This is a genomic window from Streptomyces sp. NPDC026522, from assembly GCF_055567555.1.
This window is the reverse complement of record NZ_JBVHQF010000008.1, coordinates 76,523-101,484: the sequence shown is the minus strand read 5'-3', so window position 1 is coordinate 101,484 and position 24,962 is coordinate 76,523. Positions and strand designations below refer to the sequence as shown.

23 protein-coding genes and 5 pseudogenes are annotated in these 24,962 nt (G+C 71.3%); 9 read left to right on the top strand and 19 right to left on the bottom strand.

The annotated features are described in order from the left end of the window. Positions 1 to 197 precede the first annotated feature (197 nt). Positions 198 to 596, top strand: a complete 399-nt coding sequence (locus ACZ4M3_RS21605) for a hypothetical protein (RefSeq protein WP_467734931.1) — start codon at positions 198 to 200, stop codon at positions 594 to 596. Between the two features lie 72 nt (positions 597 to 668). On the opposite strand, the gene ACZ4M3_RS21600 is transcribed toward ACZ4M3_RS21605, so the two are convergent. Next, positions 669 to 2,690 carry a putative Ig domain-containing protein gene (locus ACZ4M3_RS21600; RefSeq protein ID WP_467734930.1) on the bottom strand — a complete coding sequence of 674 codons (2,022 nt, stop codon included), beginning with the start codon at positions 2,688 to 2,690 and terminating at the stop codon, positions 669 to 671. Positions 2,691 to 2,926: 236 nt separating this feature from the next. On the opposite strand from ACZ4M3_RS21600, the gene ACZ4M3_RS21595 reads away from it, so the two are divergent. After that, positions 2,927 to 3,793, top strand: coding sequence for a TrmB family transcriptional regulator (locus ACZ4M3_RS21595; protein WP_467734928.1), 867 nt, complete (start codon positions 2,927 to 2,929; stop codon positions 3,791 to 3,793). 264 nt (positions 3,794 to 4,057) lie between these two features. Here the strand turns inward: ACZ4M3_RS21595 and ACZ4M3_RS21590 are convergent, their stop codons facing one another. The 14 genes and pseudogenes from ACZ4M3_RS21590 to ACZ4M3_RS21525 all read right to left on the bottom strand — a co-directional run. After that, positions 4,058 to 4,813: a class I SAM-dependent methyltransferase gene (locus tag ACZ4M3_RS21590; protein WP_467734926.1), complete on the bottom strand. Its 756-nt coding sequence runs from the start codon at positions 4,811 to 4,813 to the stop codon at positions 4,058 to 4,060. Positions 4,814 to 4,861: 48 nt separating this feature from the next. Next, positions 4,862 to 6,000 (bottom strand): annotated as a pseudogene (locus tag ACZ4M3_RS21585) (aminotransferase class V-fold PLP-dependent enzyme). Position 6,001: 1 nt separating this feature from the next. Beyond that, on the bottom strand, positions 6,002 to 7,321 hold the full coding sequence (locus ACZ4M3_RS21580) for a pyridoxal-phosphate dependent enzyme (protein ID WP_467734924.1): 1,320 nt from the start codon (positions 7,319 to 7,321) through the stop codon (positions 6,002 to 6,004). Continuing rightward, complete coding sequence (locus ACZ4M3_RS21575; protein WP_467734922.1) at positions 7,318 to 8,787, bottom strand: type III PLP-dependent enzyme domain-containing protein; 1,470 nt, start codon at positions 8,785 to 8,787, stop codon at positions 7,318 to 7,320. Before ACZ4M3_RS21575 ends, ACZ4M3_RS21580 begins: the two co-directional genes overlap by 4 nt. A 141-nt stretch (positions 8,788 to 8,928) precedes the next feature. Next, positions 8,929 to 9,480: a GNAT family N-acetyltransferase gene (locus ACZ4M3_RS21570; RefSeq protein WP_467734920.1), complete on the bottom strand. Its 552-nt coding sequence runs from the start codon at positions 9,478 to 9,480 to the stop codon at positions 8,929 to 8,931. 57 nt (positions 9,481 to 9,537) lie between these two features. Further along, the gene (gene rpsR / locus ACZ4M3_RS21565; protein WP_267038078.1) at positions 9,538 to 9,774 is read right to left on the bottom strand and encodes a 30S ribosomal protein S18; all 237 of its coding nucleotides are present in this window, start codon (positions 9,772 to 9,774) and stop codon (positions 9,538 to 9,540) included. 44 nt (positions 9,775 to 9,818) lie between these two features. Beyond that, positions 9,819 to 10,931, bottom strand: a complete 1,113-nt coding sequence (locus ACZ4M3_RS21560) for a CobW family GTP-binding protein (RefSeq protein ID WP_467735472.1) — start codon at positions 10,929 to 10,931, stop codon at positions 9,819 to 9,821. A gap of 26 nt (positions 10,932 to 10,957) precedes the next feature. Next, positions 10,958 to 11,206, bottom strand: a complete 249-nt coding sequence (locus ACZ4M3_RS21555) for a type B 50S ribosomal protein L31 (protein ID WP_467734918.1) — start codon at positions 11,204 to 11,206, stop codon at positions 10,958 to 10,960. Positions 11,207 to 11,231: 25 nt separating this feature from the next. Next, positions 11,232 to 11,396, bottom strand: coding sequence for a 50S ribosomal protein L33 (rpmG, locus tag ACZ4M3_RS21550; protein ID WP_467734916.1), 165 nt, complete (start codon positions 11,394 to 11,396; stop codon positions 11,232 to 11,234). A gap of 81 nt (positions 11,397 to 11,477) precedes the next feature. Continuing rightward, the gene (locus tag ACZ4M3_RS21545) at positions 11,478 to 12,656 is read right to left on the bottom strand and encodes a GTP-binding protein (protein ID WP_467734914.1); all 1,179 of its coding nucleotides are present in this window, start codon (positions 12,654 to 12,656) and stop codon (positions 11,478 to 11,480) included. Between the two features lie 5 nt (positions 12,657 to 12,661). After that, positions 12,662 to 12,832, bottom strand: a complete 171-nt coding sequence (gene rpmF / locus ACZ4M3_RS21540; protein ID WP_467734912.1) for a 50S ribosomal protein L32 — start codon at positions 12,830 to 12,832, stop codon at positions 12,662 to 12,664. A gap of 105 nt (positions 12,833 to 12,937) precedes the next feature. Then, positions 12,938 to 13,057, bottom strand: a pseudogene (locus ACZ4M3_RS21535) (L28 family ribosomal protein); the annotation flags it as partial. Positions 13,058 to 13,159: 102 nt separating this feature from the next. Further along, a pseudogene (locus ACZ4M3_RS21530) lies at positions 13,160 to 13,375 on the bottom strand (hypothetical protein); the annotation flags it as partial. Continuing rightward, a pseudogene (locus tag ACZ4M3_RS21525) lies at positions 13,311 to 13,570 on the bottom strand (ArsR/SmtB family transcription factor); the annotation flags it as partial. The pseudogenes ACZ4M3_RS21525 and ACZ4M3_RS21530, both read right to left, overlap by 65 nt. 143 nt (positions 13,571 to 13,713) lie before the next feature. Here ACZ4M3_RS21525 and arsM point away from each other — a divergent pair. The 3 genes from arsM to ACZ4M3_RS21510 all read left to right on the top strand — a co-directional run bounded on the left by arsM (position 13,714) and on the right by ACZ4M3_RS21510 (position 15,762). After that, positions 13,714 to 14,517, top strand: coding sequence for an arsenite methyltransferase (gene arsM, locus ACZ4M3_RS21520; RefSeq protein WP_467734910.1), 804 nt, complete (start codon positions 13,714 to 13,716; stop codon positions 14,515 to 14,517). A gap of 265 nt (positions 14,518 to 14,782) precedes the next feature. Next, positions 14,783 to 15,418, top strand: coding sequence for a TetR/AcrR family transcriptional regulator (locus ACZ4M3_RS21515; protein ID WP_467734908.1), 636 nt, complete (start codon positions 14,783 to 14,785; stop codon positions 15,416 to 15,418). After that, entirely contained in the window at positions 15,415 to 15,762 is a 348-nt protein-coding gene (locus tag ACZ4M3_RS21510; protein ID WP_467734907.1) for a nuclear transport factor 2 family protein, read from the top strand. The genes ACZ4M3_RS21515 and ACZ4M3_RS21510 overlap by 4 nt, the downstream gene beginning before the upstream one ends. A gap of 417 nt (positions 15,763 to 16,179) precedes the next feature. Here the strand turns inward: ACZ4M3_RS21510 and ACZ4M3_RS21505 are convergent, their stop codons facing one another. Next, the gene (locus ACZ4M3_RS21505) at positions 16,180 to 17,565 is read right to left on the bottom strand and encodes a S53 family peptidase (RefSeq protein WP_467734905.1); all 1,386 of its coding nucleotides are present in this window, start codon (positions 17,563 to 17,565) and stop codon (positions 16,180 to 16,182) included. A gap of 264 nt (positions 17,566 to 17,829) precedes the next feature. On the opposite strand from ACZ4M3_RS21505, the gene ACZ4M3_RS21500 reads away from it, so the two are divergent. The 3 genes from ACZ4M3_RS21500 to ACZ4M3_RS21490 all read left to right on the top strand — a co-directional run bounded on the left by ACZ4M3_RS21500 (position 17,830) and on the right by ACZ4M3_RS21490 (position 20,743). Next, on the top strand, positions 17,830 to 19,254 hold the full coding sequence (locus tag ACZ4M3_RS21500; RefSeq protein ID WP_467734903.1) for an oxygenase MpaB family protein: 1,425 nt from the start codon (positions 17,830 to 17,832) through the stop codon (positions 19,252 to 19,254). A 359-nt stretch (positions 19,255 to 19,613) separates the two neighbouring features. After that, positions 19,614 to 19,976, top strand: coding sequence for a BTAD domain-containing putative transcriptional regulator (locus tag ACZ4M3_RS21495; protein WP_467734901.1), 363 nt, complete (start codon positions 19,614 to 19,616; stop codon positions 19,974 to 19,976). Positions 19,977 to 20,020: 44 nt separating this feature from the next. After that, positions 20,021 to 20,743: a dienelactone hydrolase family protein gene (locus ACZ4M3_RS21490; RefSeq protein ID WP_467734899.1), complete on the top strand. Its 723-nt coding sequence runs from the start codon at positions 20,021 to 20,023 to the stop codon at positions 20,741 to 20,743. Positions 20,744 to 21,053: 310 nt separating this feature from the next. On the opposite strand, the pseudogene ACZ4M3_RS21485 reads toward ACZ4M3_RS21490, so the two are convergent. The 3 genes and pseudogenes from ACZ4M3_RS21485 to ACZ4M3_RS21475 all read right to left on the bottom strand — a co-directional run. After that, positions 21,054 to 21,215 (bottom strand): annotated as a pseudogene (locus tag ACZ4M3_RS21485) (AraC family transcriptional regulator); the annotation flags it as partial. A 561-nt stretch (positions 21,216 to 21,776) separates the two neighbouring features. Next, on the bottom strand, positions 21,777 to 22,772 hold the full coding sequence (gene galE, locus ACZ4M3_RS21480; RefSeq protein ID WP_467734897.1) for a UDP-glucose 4-epimerase GalE: 996 nt from the start codon (positions 22,770 to 22,772) through the stop codon (positions 21,777 to 21,779). Between the two features lie 272 nt (positions 22,773 to 23,044). Continuing rightward, positions 23,045 to 24,019, bottom strand: coding sequence for a MerR family transcriptional regulator (locus ACZ4M3_RS21475; RefSeq protein WP_467734895.1), 975 nt, complete (start codon positions 24,017 to 24,019; stop codon positions 23,045 to 23,047). A 279-nt stretch (positions 24,020 to 24,298) separates the two neighbouring features. Between ACZ4M3_RS21475 and ACZ4M3_RS21470 the strand changes: the two genes are divergently transcribed. Further along, positions 24,299 to 24,952, top strand: coding sequence for a maleylpyruvate isomerase N-terminal domain-containing protein (locus ACZ4M3_RS21470; RefSeq protein ID WP_467734893.1), 654 nt, complete (start codon positions 24,299 to 24,301; stop codon positions 24,950 to 24,952). The last annotated feature ends 10 nt before the right edge of the window (positions 24,953 to 24,962 follow it).

Here is a 24,962-nt window from a genome sequence, read left to right as displayed (position 1 = left end):
TCCGTCGCTCCCGGCCGCGTGGCGCGACGGTGTCCGTCGCCCACGTGCCAGTAGTCGGACGGCACCCGGCGTGAGTTCCCGGGAGCGGGACTTTCGCACGCGATCACCGCTGACCTGCTGCCCCGGGCTCGGGAACCCCGGACGTACGGGCCGCGTCCAAGCGCTGACCAGTGCTCCGCAATGGAGGAGGCCAGGGGATGCGCGTGCGAACAGGGACGGTTCTCGCGGTGCTGCTGCTCGTGGGCGGTTGCGGCGCGGGCGCAACGGCCCCGGGGCCGCGGTCGACGGGCGGCGTCGTGGCGTCCGCCGGTGATGACTGTGTGCACGGCACTGACGTCACCGTCACGGAAGCTGACAACGGCCGGCGGATCTGTCTGGACCGGAACGGTACGGTCCGGGTGGCGCTGCCGGGAGCTCCCAGGGTCTCGGTCACCGGCCCGGCCCTGGCAGCGGCCCCGGACCACGTCTTCCTGGGCGCGGCGGCCGGTACCGCCGTGCTGACCTCCGAGGTCCGCAACTGTCCGCAGCCGGCTCGGTCCGGCTCGGTGGGCTGCCTGGCGACGGTGGTGTGGCGGGTCACCGTGGTCGTCCGCTGAGGCGACCGGCGCACGGGCGGACGGGCCCGGACCGATGCCTGCGGTCCGGGCCCGTCCCCTTTCACGTGCCGGTCAGCTGGTGCTGACGGCGGTGTCGTCGATCACGAAGGAGGTCTGCAGGCTGGAGTCCTCGGTGCCGCTGAACTTGATGGTCACCGTCTGCCCCGCGAAGGAGGACAGGTCGAAGGACTTCTGCGCGTAGCCGGTGTTCTTGTTGAGGTTGGAGTAGCTCGCCAGGGTGGTGGAGTTGGCCTGGACGGTCAGCTTGTCGTAGGCGGTCGTAGTGGTCGTCTCCGCCGTGTCGATGTGCAGGTAGTAGCTGAGGGTGGCGTGGCAGCCCGCCGGGATCGTCACCGACTGGGAGAGCGAGTCGGAGTGCGTGGAGCCGTAGCCGTTCATCCACGCCTTCCAGGAACCGGAGTGGGCGGCCTCGCCGCTGCCGTTGTCGACCACGCCGGTGCTGGCGGCCCAGGGGGCGGCGCTGCCGGTCTCGAAGCCCGGGTTGCCGAGCAGCTGCGTCGGGGTGCAGCCGCCGCCGGCCGGGGTGACGGTCCAGGTGAAGGAGGCGCTGCCGCTGGCGTTGGTGGTGTCCTTGGCGGTGACCGTCACGTTGTAGCTGCCCGTGGTGGTCGGCGTACCGCTGATCAGGCCGGTGGAGGCGTTGATCGACAGGCCCGGCGGGAGTCCGGTGGCGCTGTACGCCAGGGTCTGCCCGCTGGCGGAGTCGGTGGCCTGGATCTGGAGCGAGGCGGCCGTGTTGACGGTGGTGGAGCGGCTGCCGGGGTTGGTCACGCTGACGGTGTTGCCGCCGGTCGTGCCACCGGTGAAGGCGGCGGTGCCGTTGGGCGTGCCGAGCCCGGTCGGGCCGTCGTAGCCGGACTTGGCGGTGCAGAGGTAGCTGCTCCCGCAGGAGCCGTTGGCGCCGCTGGTCACGTCGTTGAGCGACGCGGTGTGGGCGTACGGGTACGACGACGGGTAGCTGCCGGCGGCCGGGGTGCCCGCGAGGGCGTAGACGGAGGCGATGATCGGCGCCGAGGCGCTGGTGCCGCCGTAGACGTTCCAGCCGCTGGCCTGGTAGCTGTCGTAGACGGCGAGGCCGGTGGCCGGGTCGGCGACCGCCGAGACGTCGGAGACGGTGCGCTTGGCGCAGCCGCTGTCGCTCTGCCAGGACGGCTTGGTCGTGTATGCGGAGCAGCCGGAGCCCGCGCCGTTGCCGCCGGCGCTGGTGCCCCAGACGGCTTCGGACCAGCCGCGTGAGGTACCGCTCGCCCGCGTCAGCGAGGTGCCGCCGACCGAGGTGACGTACTGGGAGGCCGCCGGGTACTCGACCCCGTAGCCGCTGTCACCGGAGCTGACGGTGATGGCCACGCCGGGGTGGTTGAAGTACGCGGAGTCGGAGCTGGCGTCGGTGGAGTCCTCGCCGCCGCCGTAGCTGTTGGAGACGTACTTCGCCCCCATCGTCACGGCGCGGTTGACGGCCGCGCCCAGGTCTGCCATGGACGGCTGGTTCGCCTCGACGAGCAGGATGTGGCACGACGGGCAGACGGCGCTGACCATGTCCACATCGAGGGAGATCTCGCCGGCCCAGCCGGAGTCGGCGGTCGGATAGGAGGTGCCGCCGTTCTGGTCCACCTTCTTGAAGCAGCCGTTGGCGGTGGTGCAGGCCGGCAGCCCGTACTGGGACCGGTACGTGGCCAGGTCCGACTCGGCGTTCGGGTCGTCGTAGGCGTCGATGATGGCGACCGTCGCGCCGGCCCCCGCCGAGGACGGCAGGGCGTACGCGCTCTGCAGGTCGGTGGGGCCGTAGCCGGACGGCAGGATGTTCGGCGCGAGGCTGAGCTGCTGCTTGAGGTCGGTGCGGGCCAGCGCGTGACAGGCCATGAAGCCGGCCTTCGCGGGCTCCGAGCAGAGCCGTTGGGTGTGCACGGCGGAGGCGCTGGGCGTGGCGGGTGCCGTCGAGGCCGCCGACGGCGAGGCGAGCGCGAGTAATCCGCCGGATATCAGAGTGGCGGCCGAGAGTGCGGCGGTCGCGGCACGGCGCGTCAGTCTTCTGGCGCGGCTGGCGGGTTCGGGTTGCAATGAACGGCCCTCCATGGGGGGTCGGATCTTCCGCGGCGTGGGATGCGGCCCTCAGTGAATGACAGGTGCATGACATGTCGATCGCAAGGGAACGCCGCGGACGGCGAGTGGCACGGGTTCATTGGTGCTGACTGTCACCACCTTCAGTGGTGGCCACGGATGAAAGTAGTGAGGAGCAGGCCCAAGGGAATACCCGCCGTGAGCAAAGGATTGCTTTCGATCGGTGATCTCCGCGTATACCGTGTGGTGCCATGGAGTTGGACGACGGTGCTGTCAACGACCTTGTGGCGTTGGGTCTTTCGCGCTACGAAGCGCGGGTCTACCTCACCTTGGTGAGGCGGGAGTCGTACACCGCGGCGCAGGTCGCGCGCGCCGCGGACGTGCCCCGCCAGCGGGTGTACGACGTGCTCGACGCGCTGGTGCGCAGGCGCCTCGCCGTCCTGCGCCCCGGCCGGGTGGCCGCCTTCTCCGCCGTGGCGCCGGAACTGGCCCTCACCCGGCTGATGGCCCTTCAGAGGGAGTCACTGGAACGGCTGGACCAGGCTTCGGCGGCACTGGCCTCGGCCCTGACACCGGTCTGGGCCGCCGGGCAGACCCACACCGACCCGCTCGACTACATCGAAGTGCTGCGCGACCCCAAGGCGATCGCCGAACGGTTCGCCGCCATCCAGGAACAGGCCGCACACGAGCTGCTCAGCTTCTGCAAACCCCCCTTCGTCGCCCCCGCCGCCAACAACGAAGGCATCAAGGCCGTCCGCAGGCTGCGCCGCGCCGGGGGCACGGCCCGCGCCGTGTACACCCACGACGCGCTGGCCGATGCCGAGCTCCTGGAGAACGTGCGCCGCTTCGGCGAAGCGGGCGAGGAGTCCCGCTTCACCCCGCGGCTGCCGCTGAAACTGATCATCGCCGATGCCTCGCTCGTGCTGTGCGACATGCCCGACCCGATGGCCGACACGCGGGCCACCACCGCCCTGTACATCGAGCACCCGGCGCTGGCGGCGTGCCTGCGGATGTCGTTCCTGACGGTCTGGGACCAGGGCGAGACGGTGGCCGACCTCAGCCGACGAGGACTGCGCCGACCAGCAGAGGAGTCCCGGGCCGAGAGCGCGCGGCCGTAGGCCGTGACGGTCGAGGAGCGGGGCCGCCGGGCCGTACGGTCAGTCCCGCCCCGCACGTGCCCAGCGCCGCCGGGCGGGGGCCGGGGCGGGCCCCACCGGACCAGGGCTCGCGCAAGGTCCGGCCCGGAATACGGACCGGGAAGAGGGCATCTGCGCGCGGCGATGCGCGACTGCGGCCGGCCCGTCGGTTGAGTGCCCGGTGCCCGGGTTCGCCTCAACGGCCGTGCCGTGCAAGGTGGTTGACGAGAGGCGGGCCGGGGGCGCTCAGCGTACGGCGACGAGGACGTGGCTGTTGCCGAACTGCCAGACCGTCCCGATGTCCTGGAATCCGGCCTCGCGCAGCAGCTCCACGTGGCCGGACAGGGGCAGGTCGTTGCCCTCGCAGGGCGGGTGCTGGTGTGCACCCTGCCGGGCGAGCAGGGCGGCGAGTTCGGGATCGGCGACCGCCCCGGACCACCAGGACTGCCAGTCCTCGTCGGTGCCGGCGAGCTGCCGCTCGGACCGGCGGCTGCCGATGTCGTCCGCCAGCTCGCGGATCCTCGGGGAGTCCGGGCTGATGTGGTCTCCGTTGACGAACACGCCGCCGTCCCGCAGCCGTTCCGCGATGTCGCGGTACACCGCCCGCAGGGTGCGCTCGCTCAGGTAGTGCAGCGCGGTGGTGGACACGGCCGCGTCCAGGACGCGGTCCACGGGGAGGGCCTCGAGCCACCCGGGCGCCCCGATCAGCGCTTCGACGTAACGCACGGCGGCTCCGTAGTGGACCCTGCCCAGCTCCAGCAGCAGCGGATCGGCGTCCACCGCCACCACCTCGGCCTGCGGAAGCCGGTCCGCCAACCGGGCGGCCAGGCAGCCGGGGCCGCTCCCGAGGTCGATGACCAGTGGGTCCGGCCGGCCGAGCGTCACGCGCTCGACCACGTCCCCGATGACCGTGAACCGCTCCTCACGCTCGACCGCGTACCGCTGCTGCTGGGACTCCCAGCGCTTGACCCAGCGCGCGGCCACCACCGTGCTCATGCTCATCGCGCTCTGGTTGCCTCCGTCGCCGTGACCGCAGCCTGCTCATGAAAATCATTGCAGCTCAGCAAGCGTGGTGACCAATTCCTGCATCTCTTCGGGTGTGTTGTAGATGTGCAGACTGACGCGCACCGAGCCGTCGCGTACACTGCGCCCGGCCTGGCAGTGGTCGTCGGAGCGCACCATGAAACCCCGGCTGAACAGGATGAACCCCAGGTCCTGGGCGCTGATCTCACGGTGCCGGAACGTCACGATGCTGCTTCGCCGCTGCACGGAGCTGTCCGCCGCGAGGCTGGTCCGGCAGCCGAGCACCTCGTACGCCTCCAGTGTGCTCAGCCCGTCGGTGAGGATCGAAGCCAGCGCGGTGGTCCAGCGCTCGATCCGGCCGGTCCCGGCGGCGTCCAGCCAGTCGAGGGCGGCCGCCAGGCTCGCGATCCCCGCCGTGTTCGGGGTGCCCTGCCAGCCGCCGGGGCGGAAGGCGGGGCCGCGCAGCCCGCGCGCCCAGACGGCGCCGGTGCCGGGCAGCGCCAGCGCCTTGTGCCCCGAGAAGGCCAGGAAGTCCACGTCCAGAGCGGCCACCGAGACCGGCAGGTGCCCGATGCTCTGCGCCGCGTCCAGGCAGATGGCCACCTGTGGACCGACGGCCTCGCGGATGCGGTGGACGTTCATGTCGGCGCCGTACACGTGGTGCACGTGCGTGGCCGCCACGAACCGGGTACGCGGCCCGACCACCCGGGCGAGGGTGTCCGGATGGTAGTCCCCGGAACTGCTCTGGTACGGCAGCTCCCGGACCAGGATCCGCACCCCCTGCCGGGCCAGCAGCGCCCGGGCCTCCAGCCACGGCGCCAGGTTCGCCTGGTGGTCCCCGTACGGGACGACGATCTCGTCGCCGTCCGCTAGGAGCTCCGGCAGCCAGTCCCGCGCCACCGTGCGCAGCCCCTCGGAGGCGCCGCTCGTGAAGTGGACCGACGAGCGGTCCGGGGTCCGGTCGCCCAGGAAGAACCCCGCCCCGCGTTGGCGTTGGCCGTCGTGAGGTAGGTCTGTACCGCGCTGAGCACCGCCTGCGGCTTCTGCGCGGTGGCGGCGCTGTCGAGGTACACCAGTTCCGGATGGCCGGTCACGATGGGGAACTGGTCCCGCAGCGGACGCTGCCACGGGGCGAGGGACTTCAGTTCGGCTGCCGGGTCGTCCATGTCAGTCACGCACCAGCGGCGCGCCCGCGTCCCGCCAGGCGACGACGCCGCCGGCCAGGCTGCGTACGTCGGGATGCCCCATGCGGGTCAGCAGGGCCGCGTACCGGGCGGACTTGTCGCCGACGGGACATGTCAGCAGAACCGGCCGGCTCGCGCTGAACGGCATTCCGGCGCGTACGAGTTCCTCGAAGAGCTCGTCGACGATGTTGACGGAGCCGTCGATGTGCAGGGCGGCGTACGCGAACGGCCCGCGCAGATCGACCACGAGCGGCTGCCCGGTCCCGATCCACTTCTGTGCCTCCTCGACGCCGACCGCCGTGACCTGGCTCAGGTCCGCCGCGGTGAGGGTGGTCACGGAGTTCTTGGCCGGCGGGCGGCCGAACAACTCGGGGCGGCGCGCGCGGAGGTAGCCCAGGTAGCTCTCCGCCCGGTCGCACACGATGAAGACGGCCGTCCGCCGCTCCTCCAGGGCGTCGTCGATCGGGCGCAGGTGGCGTACGGCGCCGTGATAGGCGGCGCCGCCGGTGGGCCCGGCCAGCAGCGCGCAGCGCCGCAGCAGGGTCACCATCCCGTCGATGGCCTCGCCCGCGCCGACGGTCTCGATGGCGTCGTAGGCGGCCGGGTCGAAGAGGCCGACCTCCTGCACCTCGTCGGCCGTCCGGATGCCCGGAATGAAGTCGGACTTCTCGCCGACCAGGCCGACGACGCGGACGCCCGGATCGTGGGCGCGCAGGGCGGAGGCGACGCCGGTGGAGGAGCCGGCCGTACCGACACAGGCGATGAACCAGTCCGGCGCGCGGCCGTCCAGGTCCGCGATGATCTCGGGACCGGTGCCCTGGGCATGCGCTTGGGCGTTCAGCGGGTTGAAGTACTGGTCGGTGTGGAGATGGGCACTGCCCGGGCGGCTGAGCTGCTGGTGGAAGACGGTCAGCGGATCATCGGTGGCGGTCGGGTCGAGGCATTCGCTCTGCCCGGGCAGTTCCTCTATCCCGGCGCCCAGCAGCAGGAGGAGGTCCTTGACTTCCGGGATCCGCATCCGGTTGGTGACGCTCTTGAAGGGCAGCCCGTGCAGGCCGGCGATGAGCGCCAGGGCCTTGGCGGTGTTCCCGCTGGACAGCTCTACGACCGTCTCGCCGCGCTCGGCGGCACCGGCCAGGCCCGCGCGGACCATGTTCCAGGCGGCCCGGTCCTTCAGGGAGCCGAAGGGGTTGAGCATCTCCAGTTTGGCGTAGAGGTCGATGTTGCGCAGTCCGTGCACCTGCGGATCGATCCGGACCAGCGGAGTGTTGTCGATGGCTTCGGTGATGCTGTCGTACCTCATACCCGCTGTTCCCCCGTATCCAAGACCGGCCAGTACTGCTCGTCGAGACACCAGTGCCAGGAACCGCCCTCCTCTCGCACCGCGATTTTGCGGGCCGAGGGCTGCTGTTGGGCCGCTGTGGCGGTGAAGTCCATGCAGTAGCCAGCCGTGTTGGGGAAGGCGAGGAGATCACCGGGCCGGGGCAGGGCGGGCAGGAAGACCGTCCGGCGGGTGATCAGGTCCGACTCCAGGCAGAGGTTCCCCGCCAGGTGCACCGCCACGGGCGGGCCGCCGGGCGCGGGCGCGGCGCCGTCGCGGCGCAGCAGTACGGGGTCCACGAGGATGCCGTGCTGCTCCAGTCCGACGTCGCCGGAGTTCAGGGCGAGCCGCACCACGGCCGGACCGGCGCCCGTGGCCCGTACCTCCAGCACGGAGCCGAGGGTGACCCCGCACTGGTCCACCAGGGCGCGGCCGGGCTCGGCGTACAGATCACACAGGCTCTCCAGCAGCAGGGTGCCCAGCGGACGGCCGAGCCCCGGGGCGGGGCAGGAAAGGAGCTCGTCCAGGTATCCGGCCCCGGCGACGGGACGGAAGGCCGGATAGAGGCCCAGCGCCCCCTTGAGGGTGCCGTGCTCCGCGCGCAGTCCGTAGCCGTGGCCTCCCCAGGTCAGCGGGGAGCGCCTGCCCAGCACGGCCCCGGTGAGCGCGGTCGTATAGCGCTCCCACTGGTCCGCGTGGGCCAGGTAGCTGATGCCGAAACCGCCGCCGACATCGACCGCCCGCGGCCGGAAGCCGCGCAGCCTCAGCTCCTCCACGGCGACCAGGCAGCCTTCGAGCGCCGCCGCCTTCTCGTCGAGGCCGGTGGTGTCGAGGTGGTAACCCACGCCGACCGGCTCCAGCTCGTCCTTGACGGACTTCAGAGTGTCGAGCAGGCCGCCGAGGGCTTTGAAGGAGACGCCGAACCGGCTCGCGCGGGAGAGCGTCCGCGCGCCGGACGTCTCGAACCCGGACAGGCGCAGCAGCACCCTCAGCCGCGGCAGGCCGTACGTCCGGACGAAGCCGGCGGCCGCGGCCAGCTCGGCGGGCCCGTCGGCATGGACGATCGCACCGGACCGCGCGGCAAGCCACAGGAACTCCGGATCCTTCGGCCCGGTCGCCATCACCTTGTCGGCGGTGAAGCCGGAGCCGAGCGCGTGCTGCAGTTCGCTGAGGGAGGCCGCGTCCAGGCCCGCGTCGGTCGTCGTGAGGCGGCGGACCAGAGCGCTCGACCGGTTCGCCTTGTGCGCGAAGAAGAACCGGCCCGAGAGCTGATGGCGCCGCAGCACCGAACCGAACAGGTCCAGATTCAGCGGGATCTGATCAGGGATCACCACATTGAGCGGCGATCCGAGCGCGGCCACGAGCGACTGGAGGAACGAGGCCGACCGCAGCAGCGACGCCATCGCCGCACTGAGCCGAGGTTCCAGGTACAAAGGCGCGTCGCTCATGCCGGCTGTGGCCCCCCGATGAGGAATGCAGGCTGGTTCTCAGCGTTCGTTCGTACGCCTTGGCTCCATCATGGGCCCGTTTGTGCAGGCTCTCCAGGGGGCGGCCCGGATCCGATGCCGTATCGGCCGGAACAGGACGGTTCAGAGGCTGATGCTCATGAGGATGTCGTCACGGTAGTCGTCCGGCGCCACACGCAGCGCACCCGGCCACCGGCCCACCTCCACCCACCCGAGCCTCGCGTAGAACTTCTCCAGGCCGAGACCCGCCCGCGCGCTGAGCTGTAGCAGCTCCAGGCCCATCTCCTCGCGCGCCACTACCCGTACGCGCTCCATCAGCGCCGCGGCGAGCCCCCGGCCGCGGAACGCGGGATGCGTCTGGACGTGGTTGACCACACCGCAGTGGGCGATCAGAGGATGCGGATCGCGCCGGAGGACGAGCCAGCCCGCCAGGGTGTTTCCGTAGGCGGCCATGAGGATCCGGCTGCGGTCCGGCGCCAGCGCGGCGATCAGCTGATCCGCGACGGGGGCCACCTCGCGGGCGCTGACCGGCGGCATCGGGAACCCGGCCGCGATCACCGCGCCGCCCGCGTTGGCCACGGCCACCCAGCAGTCGATCAGCTGCCGTCTCAGGCCGTCGGTGAGTGCCTCGGGGCGGGTCGCCTGGAGGAGCCCGGGGAGCTCGGAGGTCGCCATGGTGATCAGCCTGCCAGAGGGCCGCGGGCGGTGGGGGAGTGGCGCACGGGCCGTCCGCTACCGGCCGGCGTACGGGAGCAGGGCCATCTCGCGGGCGTTCTTGATGGCCAGGGCGAGTTGCCGCTGCTGCTGGGCGGTGACCCGGGTGACCCGGCGGCTGCGGATCTTGCCGCGGTCGGAGATGAACTTGCGGAGCAGGTCGGTGTCCTTGTAGTCGATGTAGGTGATTCCTGCCGTATCCAGCGGGTTGGGGCGGGACTTGAGCGGCTTGCTGGGGGACGGGCGGCGGGCCATGAGAGTCCTCGGGGGGTGAAGGTACGGGGTGTACGGGTCCGGGGTCAGGAAACGGAGTCGAGCAGCGGAGCGAAGGCGGCGGGGAGTCGCTTCCACGCCTCGCGCCCGGCCGTGTACTCGGCTTCGGTCAGGAGGCAGGAGTCCAGGAGCTGTTCGATCCCGTCCCGGTCGAGGCCCGGAGAGGTGAAGACCAGGTGCTGGCAGCAGTCGCCGTGCTCGGCATCCCAGTCGAGGGCGGCCGCGGCCCGGCGCATGGCCGGGACCAGGTCCCAGGCGGCGTCGGGGAGCGAGGCCAGCCAAGGGCCGGCGTTCTCCACGCACAGCGCGCCACCGGCCGCGTCCCAGGCGAGGAGGGTGTCGGGGCGGTCGGCGAGCCAGAACCGGCCGCGGCTGCGGGCCGCGGCGCAGGTCAGGTCCTCCAGGGCCTGGTAGAGCCGCTCGGGGTGGAACGGCCGGCGGCGCTGCCAGACGAACGTGGCGACTCCGGCCTCGTCGGCGTCCTGGGGGAGGAGTGCACAGGCGGGGTGCTGGGCGGCGGCGGCGCTCTCCACGTCGAAGCCGGCGAAGGCGAGCCGGGTGAGTTCGCTGGAGCCGGTGGGCACCTGGCGGGCCGTCGGGTGCAGCTGGGCGAGCAGGGCGCGGTCCTCCTCGTCGGCCTCCTCGCTGTCGGCGACCGCGAGGACGGGCGCGTATTCGAGCTGACGGGCCCAGGTGTCCCCGACGGTCCGCTGGTCACTGGCCGCAGCGGCGAGTCCGGCCTCGGCGAGGTCGTCGCCGTTGCCGAGGCAGGGCAGGACGAGCGCGGGGTCGACGGCGGTGATCACGTTGGTGAGTTCCAGTACGCCCCCGCCGTGCGCGTCGATCACCTCAGCCATCGCCCTCGGCTCGACGGAGTCCCAGAGTTCCACCACGGCCAGGCGGGTCAGCCCGCCGCCGGCCAGCCGCTCCAGCTCGGGGACGAGGTCCTCGCGCAGCGCGCAGCAGGCGCAGTCGTTGACCAACGGAGTCTCGTCGGCGGAGATCGCTCCCCCGGAGTCGCGGAGCGTCCGACGGACGGTGCCGCCGGGGGCCGAGGACAGATCGTGGTGCAGGGCGATGCTGCCCGGCACGCTGCGCAGCAGGTGCTCGACGGTCTCCTTGCGCGCGTCGGCGTGCATACCGGCGACGAGCACGACGGGGAGGGTCACTTGCGCCCTCCGTAGCGGCGTTCGAAGCGCTCGACGCGGCCGGCGGTGTCCAGGACACGGGCGGTGCCGGTGTAGAAGGGGTGGCTCTGCGAGGAGATCTCGACGTCGATGACGGGGTAGGTGTTGCCGTCTTCCCAGTCGACCGTCTTGTCACTGGTGGCGGTCGAGCGCGTGAGGAAGGCGAAGTCGGCGGCCTTGTCGCGGAAGACGACGGGCCCGTATGCGGGGTGGATTCCAGGCTTCATGGGGTTGGCTCTCTCTGGGGAGGGGTCAGCGCTCTTCGCGGAAGTCGACGTGCCGTCGGGCGGCCGGGTCGTACTTGCGCAGCACCAGGCGGTCCGGGTCGTTGCGCCGGTTCTTGCGGGTGACGTAGGTGTAGCCGGTGCCGGCGGTGGAGCGGAGCTTGATGATCGGGCGTACTTCGTTGCGTGCCATGGCCTCAGTATACGGTAATGGGAATCATTTTCAATAACAGGGGGCGGTGCCGTTGCTGCGACCACCGTCCGGCCCGGAGTCTCAGGCCGCCCGGGAGGCGGCGGTCTCGTGCTCGCAGGCGTCGTCGATCCCGTACGTCTCCCAGTCCGGGAAGTCGTCCTCAGCGGGCACGGCTTCGCCGGGGCCGAGCAGGCAGGCTTCGAGGGCGGCCCGCAGTGCGTCGGTGCGCAGGTCGGTGCCGATGAAGACGAGTTCCTGCCCCTGGGTGGTGTCCGGTCCGCGGGCGCCCGACGGCTCGAAGCGGGCCACCGCGCCGGCCTGCGACCACAGGCCGGTCACGCGGGGGCGGCTGGCGAGCCAGAAGAAGCCCTTGGAGCGCAGGATCCGCCCGAAGGTTCCGCTGTCGAGGCCCTTGGTGACGAAGGTCCACAACCGGCGGGGATGGAACGGCAGGTCCGAGCGGAACACGAGTGAGGAGATCCCGTACTCCTCGGTCTCCGGGACGTGGTCGCCGTTCAGTTCCTTGACCCAACCCGGGGCCTGCTGGGCCCGCTCGACGTCGAACAGGCCGGTGCCCAGCACCTGTTCGAGGGTCACCTGGGCGTGGACGGCGGGCACGATCCGCGCCTCCGGATTGAGCCGCGACAGCGTCGCGCGCAACTGGGTCACCTCCGCCGGCCCCACCAGATCGAGCTTGTTGAGGACGATGACGTCCGCGAACTCGATCTGGTCCATGAGGAGGTCACTGACGGTGCGCTGGTCGTCCTCGTACTGGTCGAGGCCGCGGGCGGTCAGTTCGTCGCCGCCGGCGAGTTCCGGCAGGAAGTTCGCGGCGTCCACTACGGTGACCATGGTGTCGAGGCGTGCGAGGTCGCCCAGGGTGACCCCGTCGTCGCGCGGGAACGAGAAAGTGGCCGCCACGGGCATCGGCTCGGAAATCCCGCTGGACTCGATGAGCAGGTAGTCGAAGCGCCCTTCGCGGGCCAGTCGGTCCACCTCCTCCAGCAGGTCGTCGCGCAGGGTGCAGCAGATGCACCCGTTGGTCATCTCGACCAGCCGTTCCTCGGTCCGCGACAGCGCGGCCTCGCCGTCGCGCACGAGGGCGGCGTCGATGTTGACCTCGCTCATGTCGTTGACGATGACCGCGACCCGCAGACCCTCGCGGTTGCCGAGGACGTGGTTGAGCAAGGTGGTCTTGCCGGCTCCGAGGAACCCGGACAGGACGGTGACGGGCAGCGGGGCGGGGATCGCGGCGGTCATCCGGCTCAGCCCTCGGGGCGCAGGAGGCCGCGTTCGTAGGCCTTCACCAACCGCTGCGGGACCCGGTAGACGGAGCCGTCGACCGTGATCGGGACGAGCTGCGGGGTCGTGGCCTTCCACCGGGCGCGGCGGTGGCGGGTGTTGCTGCGGGACATCTTCCGCTTGGGGACGGCCATCGGGATCTCCTGAGGTGTCGAGGGCGTTCGCCGTGAAGCTACATGAAAACGACGACCATTTTCAATTCGACTTCGAGTGCCGAGTGGGTCGCCATGCGGTGGGGCCGTTTTGATCGCCTTGACGCGCAGGGCCGGCCGGACGTCGCGGCCCCCGCTGGATAGCCGGGGGCGCTTGCTCTGGACGTTCGGGCCGAAGCGGCGTGACGTACGCCGGTGGGATCCCGACGGCGCCCGGCGGGGTCGGGATCAGCTGGGCAGCAGCTCCGCGATCAGGGCGCGTACGCGCCTCTCGGCCTCTGTTGATGGCGGTCTCGGTCATCGCTGCCACGCGGGGTTGACGTGGTCGGCGGGTGCGGAGCCGACGGAACGGACCTCGATCCGTCCCGCGGCGAGGTGGGTGAGCCAGGCGGCCGCCATCTGCGAGCGGCCGGCGTTGTACGCGCAGACGAACGGCCCTGACGGCTTCGCAGCGGGGTGGTCAGGCGTGAGCCGCCCCTTCCTGGCTGGCGGCCCGTTCGGGCGCCGCCCCGGCCGCGCCGGTATTCGTCCCGCTCACGGGGCGGGTGGGGACGGCGGCGAGCCGGTCCTTGCTCGCGGGCAGCAGCCGGTGGTACACCCACGTGCCGCGGTGCACGGGGTCGATGGGCCCGGCTTGTTTCAGCAGCTTCAGGTGGTGGGAGATGCTCGGCTGCGACAGGTCGAACGCGGGGTCAGGTCGCAGACGCAGATCTCCCCGCCGTCCTGGCCGGGCGCCACAAGTGCTTGGTTCGACACACTTCTATGTTGACGTTTCTCGATACAGGGCTCAAGGTTGAATCGAAGAAAGTGGATCCAGCGTCGTCCGGGCGGCCGCCAGGCCCCGCCATAGAGGAGTGAAGCTGATGAGCAAGCAGTCACCCGATCTGCGCGAGACGGTCCGTCAGCGCTACGCCGCGGCGGCCGTCCGGATCGCCGGAGGAGGCGGCGCCTGCTGCGGGCCGGCCGCGATCGAGGTCGGCGAAACCTTGGGCTCCGCCCTCTACGCCGACGGCGAGCGCGATGAACTCCCGGCCGAGGCCGTCGCCGCGTCTCTGGGCTGTGGCAACCCCCTCGCGGTCGCCGGCCTGAGCGCAGGTGACCGGGTCCTGGACCTCGGGTCCGGCGGTGGCATCGACGTCCTGCTCTCCGCCCGCAGGGTCGGCCCCACCGGCAAGGCGTACGGGCTGGACATGACCGAGGAGATGCTCGCCCTGGCGCTGGCCAGCCAGCGGAAGGCCGGCGCGACCAACGTCGAGTTCCTCAAGGGCACCATCGAGGCCATCCCCCTCCCCGCCGCGACGATCGACGTGGTGATCTCCAACTGCGTCATCAACCTGTCCACCGACAAGCAGGCGGTCTTCGCCGAGGCCCACCGGGTCCTGGTCCCCGGCGGCCGGATCGGCGTCTCCGACGTCATCGCCGACGACGCCCTCACGCCCGCTCAGCGTGCGGAGCGCGGCGACTACGCCGGCTGCATCGCGGGCGCCCTCTCCTTCACCGAATACCGCGCTGGACTTGAAGCCGCCGGGTTCACGGACATCGAGATCACCCCGACCCACGCGGTCGCGGACGGCATGTACTCCGCCACCGTCCGGGCCGCCAAGCCCGGGGACACGCACACCGGCGGATCGGACGACGGCACCGCTCAGCGGCGCGCCCGGCCATAGCGGCAAGGGCGGTGACGGGGCAGAGCGAGACCGCTCGCGGGCCTCGGCCGCGAGGCGGCCCTCGTCGCTACCCGAGCGTGGTGCGGCTGCTCGGATGGTCCTTCGCCCGGACCGGCGGCCAACGGAAACATCGTCAGAACCCCTCGCTCGGCCAGTGGACGGCTCGGTTGACCCCGGCTGTGTTCAGTGCGCGCGCCGGCGTCGGTGAGTCCGGGGATCTTCGTGTGCTACTTTGTGAGCGATCGTTCAACTACGGGGAGCGCTGATGGGCCGCAAACAGGTATGGGACCACGACGAGGTGCTGGCCTCGGCTATGCGTCTGTTCCGTCGTCGCGGATACCTCGGCGCCTCGCTGCGCGACCTCGAAGAGGCGACCGGAATGCACCCGGGCAGCCTGTACCGGGCGTTCAACAGCAAGGAAGGCCTGTTCAGCGAGGCCCTGGACGCCTACAACGAGCGGGTGGTGGAGGTCAGGGTCCAGGTCCACCTGCGGGACGCCCAGGACCCCGTGGCCGGTATCCGCTCGTTCTTCACCTCGGCGTTCGACACCGGCGCCGGCACCGGCACCGAGCCCGATCCAGGGTGCCTGCTCACCAACACCGCCGTGGAGTCGTTCAGCGTTCCGCAGGCGACGCCGGGCGTACGCCGGGGGCTGGAGACGATCGAATCCGGCTTCGCCGACGCGCTGACGCGCGCCCGCGCCCAGCGGCGCTTGTCCGCGGAACTCGACGTCGAGGAGTCGGCCGCCCAGCTCCTGGCGCTGTATCAGGGGCTGTTGGTGCTCGTCCGGTCCGGTACGGGGACCGCCAAACTGCACACCATCACCGACGGAGCCCTGGCATCGATCGGTGCCAGGCAGACCAAGACACCCGATCAAGCCAACGAAGAGGAACAGCGATGAGTGACCAACAGCAGCTCTGGGACGACTACGCCGCGTGCTGGTCGGCCGACCCGTCGATGCGGCTGACCGCGCTCGGCGCGGTCGCGGTCGACGACGTCACCTACCGCGACCCCGGGACCGAGGTGGGCGGTCTGGCCGCACTGGACGCGTACATGGGAGGGTTCGCCGGAGCGTTTCCCGGGCACCGCTTCCGCATAGAGGAGGTCCTCGACCACCACGACCGGTCACTCGCCCGCTGGACCCAGATCGGCCCGGACGGCGAGACCTTCATGACGGGCGTGAGCAGCGCGGTACACCGGGACGGCCTCCTCGCCGACGTGACCGGATTCTTCCTCCCCGCCTGACGACAACCGCGCGTGCGGTACCTGGCGACTCGCGTCGGTACCGCACGACCCAGCCGGATCTGTGCCGCTCGCGAAACCACGTTCAGCACATACCAGTTCCGGTAGCACCCGCCTGAGTCGCCGTTGTGCGACCGGTGCGTCGGCTCGGCTTGGTGGTCAGGCGCCCCCGAGGGTCCCCCCCGACTCCCGCCCGCCGCCGTACGGCCTTGTGCGGGCCGAGTTCACGACGACTCGACCGTTCCCACCCCCGTGGACGCGGGCGCACCGGCAACCAGAATCGACCGCTGACCGGGCCGCGGCCGGGCGCGCAGCTCGCCGTGGCACGGGCTCCACTGGAGGAGGCCCGTGCCACGCCGGACAGGCGCACGGCGCCACCCGGAGAACCGGGCGGCGCCGTGCGCGTGATCGGCCCAGTGATCAGTAGTGGCGGCTCGCCCGCGCCAGCGCCGGGACGAAGCGCGCCGCGTCGATGGTTCCGAGGCCGGTCGCCATGTCGTAACCGTTGACCGCGGTGTAGCCGGTGACGCCCGCATAACTGTTGTTCGTACCGTCGTTGACGTCCACGAGACCGCTCGACGGCTTGTAGCCCTGGTCCTTGTACAGCGAGTACAGCGCCTCGTTGAGGTTGCCGATCCGGCGGCCGGCCGCCTGGTCGGCGAGGGCGACGATGCCCGAGAACAGCGGCGCTGCCTCACTGGTGCCGCCGGACACGTCCCAGCCGACCGCGGTCGGGTCGTAGCTGGAATACACCCACGCCCCGCCGTTGACGGCGGCGGCCATCGAGATGTCCGGGGTGCCGCGCCGATTGCCGACGACGCCGCGGACGCCGTTCTGGAACGCGGGCCGCCCGAAGACGTGCGACTGGCCGCCACCTCCCGCTCCGTTGTCGTTGTAGACGCTCTCGGGGCTGAGGCGGTTGCCCTGGTCGTCGAGGTGCAGCTGGGTGCCGCCGATCGAGGTGACCAGCGGGTCGGACGAGGGCCAGGAGTTGACGCGCTCCTTGTAGTAACCGCTGCCGTCCGCCGTGGAGTCCGTGGCGCCCCCGTCACCGGAGGAGGCGAGGACGGTCACATCGTGGGCGGCCGCCGCCTTGAAGGCGTACCGCAGATCCTTCAGGCTGGAGAAGTCACCCTTGTCGAAGCCCGGGAAGGTGTTCTCGGTCGCGCCGAAGCTCTGGGTGATGACGTCGCCGATGCCCCGGTCGATCAGGGACTTCTCGGCCGACATCATCTCGGGGAAACCGGTGACGCCCTCGGTCTCCGCCACCGCCGTCTCCACCAGCACGATCTTGGCGTCCGGCGCCATCGCGTGGGCCATTTCCACGTCGAGCGTCGACTCACCGGCCCAGCCGGTCATGTCGGCGTTCTTCGGGTCCCAGGCCGGGACGTTGCCCCACTTGACCACTTCGACCTTGCTGCTGGGCATGCCGAACTGCTTGCTGTACACGTCCAGGTCGTGCTGGATCGTCGGCGAGCCGAAGGAGTCCACGATCACGATGGTCCGGCCCTTGCCGGTGATGCCGGCCTGGTAGAGCGGGTCCAGGTGGTACGCCTGGCGGTACTGCAGCGGTCCGTAGCAGGCGATCTTCCACTTCGCCTGGCACTGCTCCGTGGACAGCGGGCTGCCGACGGCACGGACCAACTGGTGTCCGGCGATGGCCGGAACGGGCTTGACCTGCCCGCCGACGGCGGGGGCAGCCGAGGCGGCCCCGCTCAGAGGCGTGGCGACCAGGGCGGCAGAGGCGAGGGCGGTGGCCCCTGCCGCGGCGACCGTGGCGCGGAGCTTGGGGCGAGGTATGCGCATGAGTGCTCCTTGTGTGGGGTGGAGCCGCATGTAACGGCTCACGTGATCCCATCGGGAGGTCATGCACAGGACAAGGATCTTTGTCGCTTGATGTCGAACGCTTTGCCTGGCCCCCAATCCTTTGACGCTTCGTGACCGAATCATGGGCGGTGTTCGGCGGCGGATCTGTGACGGGGTCTGTGATGGGGCCGCTCGCCGCAACCTCCCCGTGTGTCTGGCGTTGTACTCCTGTTGGCCCAAGTCCCCGCACCTCAGGAGCACCGTGTGACGCCTACGTCGACGCCTACGTCTCTGCCCGCGCCCGACAGCCTGCTGCGTCAGACCCTCGGGGAATGGCGCATCGGGCTGGTGGCCTGGCGGCTGCTCGTCCTGCAGACGGCGCACCCCGCTGTGGCGGCCGGCACGGCCCGCTACTCCACCTACCGGGCCCACCCGTGGCGGCGGATCGAGCACACCATGGACAGTGGCAGTCGACTGTTCTTCGCCGGACCCCAGGAGAGGCAGCGCGAGATCGCCCGGCTGGAGCGCGCGCACCGCCGGATCCGCGGCACCGACGACGCCGGCCGTCCGTACAGCGCCGAGGATCCGGAGGTCCGTGCGTGGGTGATGCTGACGCTGTACGAGGCCATGACCGCCATGCGCGAGCTGTCCGGCGATCCGCTGGCACCGCCCGAGCTCGACGTGCTGTACGGCGAGTTCAAGGATGTCTGCGAGGCCCTCGGCATCCCCGGTGAGGCCCTCCCGGCGACCGCCGCCGACGTACCCGCGTACGTCGACCGCACCGTCCGCGAGGTCCTGGAGCTCGGTGACCAGGTCCGCTACCTCCTCTTCGACATGCTGCGCGAGGCTCCCGCACCCCGCCGACTCGGACGGCTACGGCCGGCCTGGCCGCTGCTGCGCGCCGTCGCCGCGAGCGTGCTGACCAGCCTGACCGTCGCGGACCTGCCGCCGGCCTGGCACGAGCGGTTCGGCACACCCCGGACCCGCAGGGCCGCCGCACTCTCCTGGACGCTGCACCGCGGCATGCGCCAGGTCATGACCCGCCTGCCGGACCGCCTGCGCTACCGCGGCCACTCCGACGACGGCGACGTTCAGCAGCCCGCCTCGCGGCGGCCCGCAGCGGCTCCGCGGCTGCCCCGGCCCCGTAGCGCCGACTCCCGCCCGGCGCGGCTGGAGGCGTTCTTCCGGCAGGTGCTCGACCAGACCGGTGACGGGAAGGTGGACTCCGCCGACCTCCAGGCGATGGTCCACAACGTGTGCTGGCAACTGGAGCTTCCCGTCGAGCGCGAGGACCGGCTCTACGCCGCCTTCGAGTCCTGGTGGGAGCAACTGCGCGCGGGCATGGACACGGACGGCGACGGCACGGTGGACTGCGCCGAGTTCGTGTCCGCGATGCTCAAGGGCATCGACGGGGATCCGGACTACCTCGACCAGGGACTCAAGCCGGCGGTACGCGTCCTGTTCCGGACCGCGGACACGGACGGCAGCGGGCACCTCTGCGCGGACGAGTACCGGGTCCTGTTCGGGGGCCCGCGCGTCCACCCCGCCGAGCTGAACGACGCCTTCCGGCAGCTGGACGGGGATGGTGACGGCCGGATCAGCGAGGAGGAATTCGTCGCCGCGTTCACCGACTTCTTCACCGCTCGTGCGGACACCGCGGCAGGCGCGGCGCTACTGGGCCGCCCCTGATGCCGGGCCGGGGCACAGCAACGCGGGCCGGCAGGCGGCGAACCGGTACGACGGAACCTTCCGTCGGAAGTCGGGCGCCCCGCCGCGACGAGCCAGGACGTGCTGCGCAGCCGTACCTCCGCCGCGCCCCTTGGATGTGGTCGGGGCAGCCGAGGAGAACATCCCCACCGCCCTGTACGACGCGCCCGGTGATCGCATCGGTGGACGGCTGTAGTGCGAGGGGGCGTGACGCCCCCTTACCTCTCAGCCCTCCAGCGGGCGGGACGGGTCGACCGGAGCGCTCAGCCGCAGCAGGGTGGATAGTCCGGTCCGGCGCTTCGACCTGGAGCGACTGAGTCCGATGTTGGCGGGTCGGAGGGGTGACTGGAGTTCGTCCGCGAGGCCGTTCGCACTGGCGGCCCGCAGCTGGCGCGGTCCGGCTGGAGGAGCACCGGCTCGGGGCCGGGTGTCTGCTCGGGGGCCACCATGCGGTCGTACCCGAACTGCGCGAGCTGGTCGGCCGCCATCCCCTCCGGGAGCGGTTCTCGGCGCTGCTGATGGGCGTCCTGATGCGGCGGACGTCGTCGGGAGCGTGGTGTAGGGAGCCTCCGCGAAAACCCGTTTGGCGGACCACGGCGACCACTGTTACTTTTCCGGGGGCCGTGCGAGAGAATGAGGAGGTGGTACCCGTGAACGCAGTATCGACATGGGTGCTCCCCTCCGGGGTCACGGTCGGGCGATAGGTCGTCCGGGAGCGCCGTTCTGTGCACTCCCGAAAGGCACGACCATGCAATTCACTTCCGCACAGCGCCTCGACGACGGCGTCCTCGAGCGCGAATTCCACCTCGGCGAAATCCCCGGCACCCTGTGGACGCCTGAATCCGCCGCACCGGTCCCGCTGATCCTCATGGCCCACAACAACGGCCTCCCCAGGAAGCAATCCCGGCTGGTGGCCCGGGCCCGGCACTGCGCGGCGAACGGATACGCCGTGGCCACCATCGACGCCGCCGGGTGCGGTGACCGGCCCCGTTCCGCCGCCGACGAGCAGGCTCGCGCCGACCTCCGCCGGGCGATGCAGGCCGGCGAACCCGTGGAGGAGATCTTCGAGGACCTGGTCCGCTCGCTGGTCGAAAAGGCGGTCCCGGAATGGCGGACCACCCTGGACGCCCTCCTTGCGCTGCCCGAGATCGGCGGCCCCGTCGGGTACTCGGGGTGGACGGCCGTCGGCATCCGCCTCGCCGTGGTCGAGCCGCGCATCGCGGCCGCCGGTTTCTTCGCCGGGGGTTTCGTGCCTCGCGCCCAGCGCGAGGAGGCCCGGCAAGTGACCGTTCCGCTGCTGTTGCTGCTGCAGTGGGACGACGAGGGGAACCCCCGGCAGCGGGCCCTGGACCTGTTCGACGCCTTCGGCAGCAAGGAGAAGACGCTGCACGCCAATCTGGGCGGCCACGTCGGTACCCCGTGGTTCGAGGTGGAGGACGGGGAGCGGTTCTTCGGGCGGCACCTGAAGTGACACCGGCCCGTCAGGCCGGCAGCAGACGGTAGGCGGTGCCGGCCATGAAGCCGCTCATCGAGGACAGGTCACGCCCTTCTCGATGGGCGGCGTCCGGCCACCAGCGCCGCCCAAGCGCAGCACGGAGCACCACGCCGTATTCCGCACCGAACGCTGGTCGTAGGCCGAAGTCGGTGCGGCTGCTGGCCGGCCGGCCGCACCGGAGAGTGCTGGGACGACGCGCCCGCCGAGTGATTCCTCCCGGACCACCAAGCGCGAACTACCCGGGACTGCCGCCCGGCCCAGTAGAGCTGCGGCCCGCACCGCGATTTCAGCGGCTGGGCCATGCGATGTGGTCAACGGCGAGGAACAGCTCGTCGGCCATGGTCGTGGGGGTTGCCCCGGTGAACGTCATGACGTCACGGTGCAGGTGTGACTGGTCGGTGTACCCGGCGTCGGCCGCGACTCGGGCCGCGCCGTCACCGGCGACCAGAGAGGGGCTCGGGGCGGAATGACGACGGCCACCGCTGGAAAGGCACTGGCGTGCCAGCCCGCCGGGCCGAGGCCGCGATCCGTCGTCTTGAAGCTTGCCGGGTGTGGTCCCGGATGGGTTTCACGCCCTGTGCATGGGGCTCGACCCGGGCCAGCAGGCGTGACCGCCTGCCGAGGCTGACCAGAAGGGGCGACCAGTACGGTGACGGATCACGTAGCACCGGGCCGGCCGAGCAGGCCGCCACCGCGGTCACCCGGGGGCCGGCCCGGCCCCCGGAACGGCGCCGGCTGCCGCATGCTGGACCCCACAGGCCGTATGACGTCTCCTTCCGGCCCCATGGCCGCACCCGGGCGGTCCCGGGAGAGCCGCTATGCGGCGCACGGCCGGTACCCGCGCCGAGGCCGCCGCCTCGCCCCGGAACCGACGGCCGTGCTCCGGGGCGCCCCGGCGGACCGCGGCGGAACCCGCACGGCGCGCACCCGCCGCGTGCGTTACCTGCCCGCCGCGGAGCCGGCTTTCGTCCCGGCCGGAGCGACCCGGCGGAAGGGCGAAGAGAGCGGGTCAGTCCTGCAGTAGCCCGTCGCGCACCGGGATCCACTCCAGGGCGGACCGGATGCCCTGCTCCAGGGACAGCTCCGGTGTCCAACCCAGAAGTTCGGCCGCCCGGTCGCTCTTGGTGTAGCCGCCGGCGACGTCCCCCGGGCGCGGGTCGGCGTCCACGGTGGCCAGCGGCGTGCTGACTACCCGGTTGAACGCGTCGCACAGTTCCCGGACGGTGGTGCCGGAGCCGGTGCCGAGGTTGATCGCGATCGAGCGCTTCGAGGCGGTGAGGATGGAGTCGAAGCGCTCGATCGCCGCGACGTGGGCCGCGGCGAGGTCCCAGACGTGCACGTAGTCCCGGATGCCCGTGCCGTCGCGCGTGGGGTAGTCCGTACCGGTGATCGGGAAGGGGCGGCCTTCCTGGTGTGCCCGGATGAGTACGCCCAAGGCGTGGCTGGGCCGCTTGAGCTGCAGACCGGTCCGCAGCTGGGGGTCGGCGCCGACCGGGTTGAAGTACCGCAGCGACAGTACGCGCGGCCCGGCCACGGCGATGTCGGCGAACATCTCCTCGCAGACGGCCTTGGTCCGCGCATAGGGGCTCTGCGGCGCCAGCGGCGAGTCCTCGTTGACGGGGGAGCCGTCCTCGGCCCGGTAAATGGAGGCCGAGGAGCTGAAGATGATCCGGTCGCAGCCGTTGCGGTGGAGGTGGCCGACGAAGGCCAGGCTCTTGCTGACGTTCGCCTCGTAGTAGCCGATCGGGTCCGCTACGGACTCCGGCACCACGATCAGGGCGGCGCAGTGCACTACGGCGGAGATGTCCGGGTGCTCCGAGAAGATCCTGTCGATCAGCGCGCCGTCTGAGATGTCGCCCTCGTAGAAGATGCGGCCACGGGTGAATTCGCGGCGGCCCCGGACGAGGTTGTCGAGGATCACCGGAGTGGTGCCCGCGTCCAGGCAGGCCGAGGCGACGGTGCTACCGATGTAGCCGGCTCCTCCGGCGATGAGGACGGTCGTCACGATGCTCTCTTCCCTGTCGTTGAAGCCCAGAGGCAACCGGCGCCAGGCTAGCGGAGAACCGAGCGGGGCATCGGCCGATCAGTGGCGAACGGAGAGAGCTCTCCGCGCGCTGGTCAAGGCACGCTTCGGAGTACCGGCCCACACTTACCGCGGAACGCCCGGCCCCCCCCGGCGCCCCCGGCACTCCACCGCTGCCGCGGAGCGGGTAGTGGCAGGGTTTCGCTCCTTCACGGTCCCGGGAGGTTGCCACACACTCCCTCACACCTCCGGCTTCAGCGCGGCGTGTTCGCACCCGCGTCGGGGCGGGGGCGGCGTAGGGCCCGGACCAGCCACGGCTGGAAAGGAAGGTGGCCCGGGACGATGTGCCAGTCGTTGACGGTCCACACCAGGCGCCAGTAGCGCTCGACGAGTGGGGCGTACCCGATCTCGAACTGCTGCGCCATCCACTCGCGGAGCTCCGGGCCGACCGGACGGTCCAGCGCGCTGGCGACCCGTGCCTCGACGGCGTCGGTGACCGCCACGGCTGCCTCGCTGTCCGGCTCCGTGCCGGACTCCCGCGCGGCGGCGACCGACTGCCGGGCGAAAGCCACGAGTTCGGCCGCCGTCTCGGCGGCGATCCCCGGCAGAGCCTGCTCGTCGGCGGCCGCCGGAACGGAGTGTGCCATGTGCGTGTGGAAGCCTTCGGTGGCGAGGAGTTCGGCGAGCTCCATCCATGCGGCGAGTTGCGTGTCGGACGGGTCGTCCGGGAGGTCGGGGATGGCAGTGCGCAGCGCGGCGGTCGGAGAACCGACGGCGGCGGTGTCGATGGTGTCGGCGGTCACGCGGTCGATGAAGTCCGTGACCAGCCGGTGGCGTTCGTCGCGGGTGAGACGGGTGAGACGGTGCACGAGAGAGGCCTCCTCGGGGCCCGCGCCACGTCGGGCGAGATAGCGCAGGACGCTCTGGCGGGTGCGCAACGCGCGGATATGCAGATCGATGGCGTCGGCTTGGGCGGTGGCGACTTCGGCGACGGAAAGGTCGCCGGCCAAGACGCAGCGGATGGTGGGTAGACCGACGTCGAGATCCCGCAGGACACAGATGGTCTGGAGCCGGAGCAGCGCCGTGGTGTCATAACTGCGGTAACCGGCCGCGGTGCGCCGAGTGGGGGGAAGCAGTCCGGTGTCCGAATAGAACCGGATCGTCCGCACCGGCACGCCGGTCATGCTGGCCAGGCTCCCGATCGAGTACAGGGGCGTCGTGCTGTTCATGACGCCCACTCTCAACTCTCCAGCCACTGGAGAGTCAAGCAGGTGTTCTGCGGGGTGGCCGACGCGCCGCTCGAACCTTCCCGCACACCACGGTGGAGGGCGCGGGCGTTGGTCCGGCCGGGGGGCGGCGCGGATGGCGAAGGCGGTCTTGGCCGGCCCGGGCTGCCCGCAGATCACCACGACGGGCGGGTGGGCGGGACGCTCCTCCTGGCCGTCGGCCCGGCGGCCATCTGGAGGCGGACGGACCGCCGTTGAACCGGCGCCTGCTAGCTTCCGGTCGTGGACCTCTTCTCCCGCTCCTGGGCCGCGCTGCGCGCAGCGGTCGCCGCACTCCCGGACGAGGACTTCTCCCGGCCGTCCGGCTGTGCCGGCTGGCTGGTACGTGACCTGGTGTGCCACCTGGTCATCGATGCCCAGGACGTCCTGATCACCCTCGCCACCCCCGCCGACACGGAACCGACCAGGAACGCGGCGACCTACTGGAACCTCGTCGAGGCACCGACCGGCGAGGACCCGCTCGACGCGCTGACCGTCCGCCTCGCCGCTGCCTACGAGGAGCCGTGGCTGCTCAGGTTCCACCTCGACGACGTCGGCTCGGCCGCCGGCCGCGCCGCCGGACTCGCCGAGCCCACGGCCCGGGTCGCCACCCGCGACGAGGTGCTCACCGTCGGCGACTACCTCCACGGATACGTCCTGGAGTGGACGCTGCACCACCTCGACCTGGTCGCCCACCTCCCGGACGCGACGCAGCCGCCCTCCGAGGGCCTCGCCGGGTCGCGTGTCCTGTTGGAGCGGATCGCGGGCGCGGCCTTCCCCGCCTCCCTCTCCGACGAGGACGCCCTGCTGGTCGGCACGGGACGTCGCGTCCCGACCGCAGCGGAGAGGGCCGAACTGGGAACCCTGGCGGCTGGTCTCCCGTTCATCCTCGGCTGACGCGCTCCAC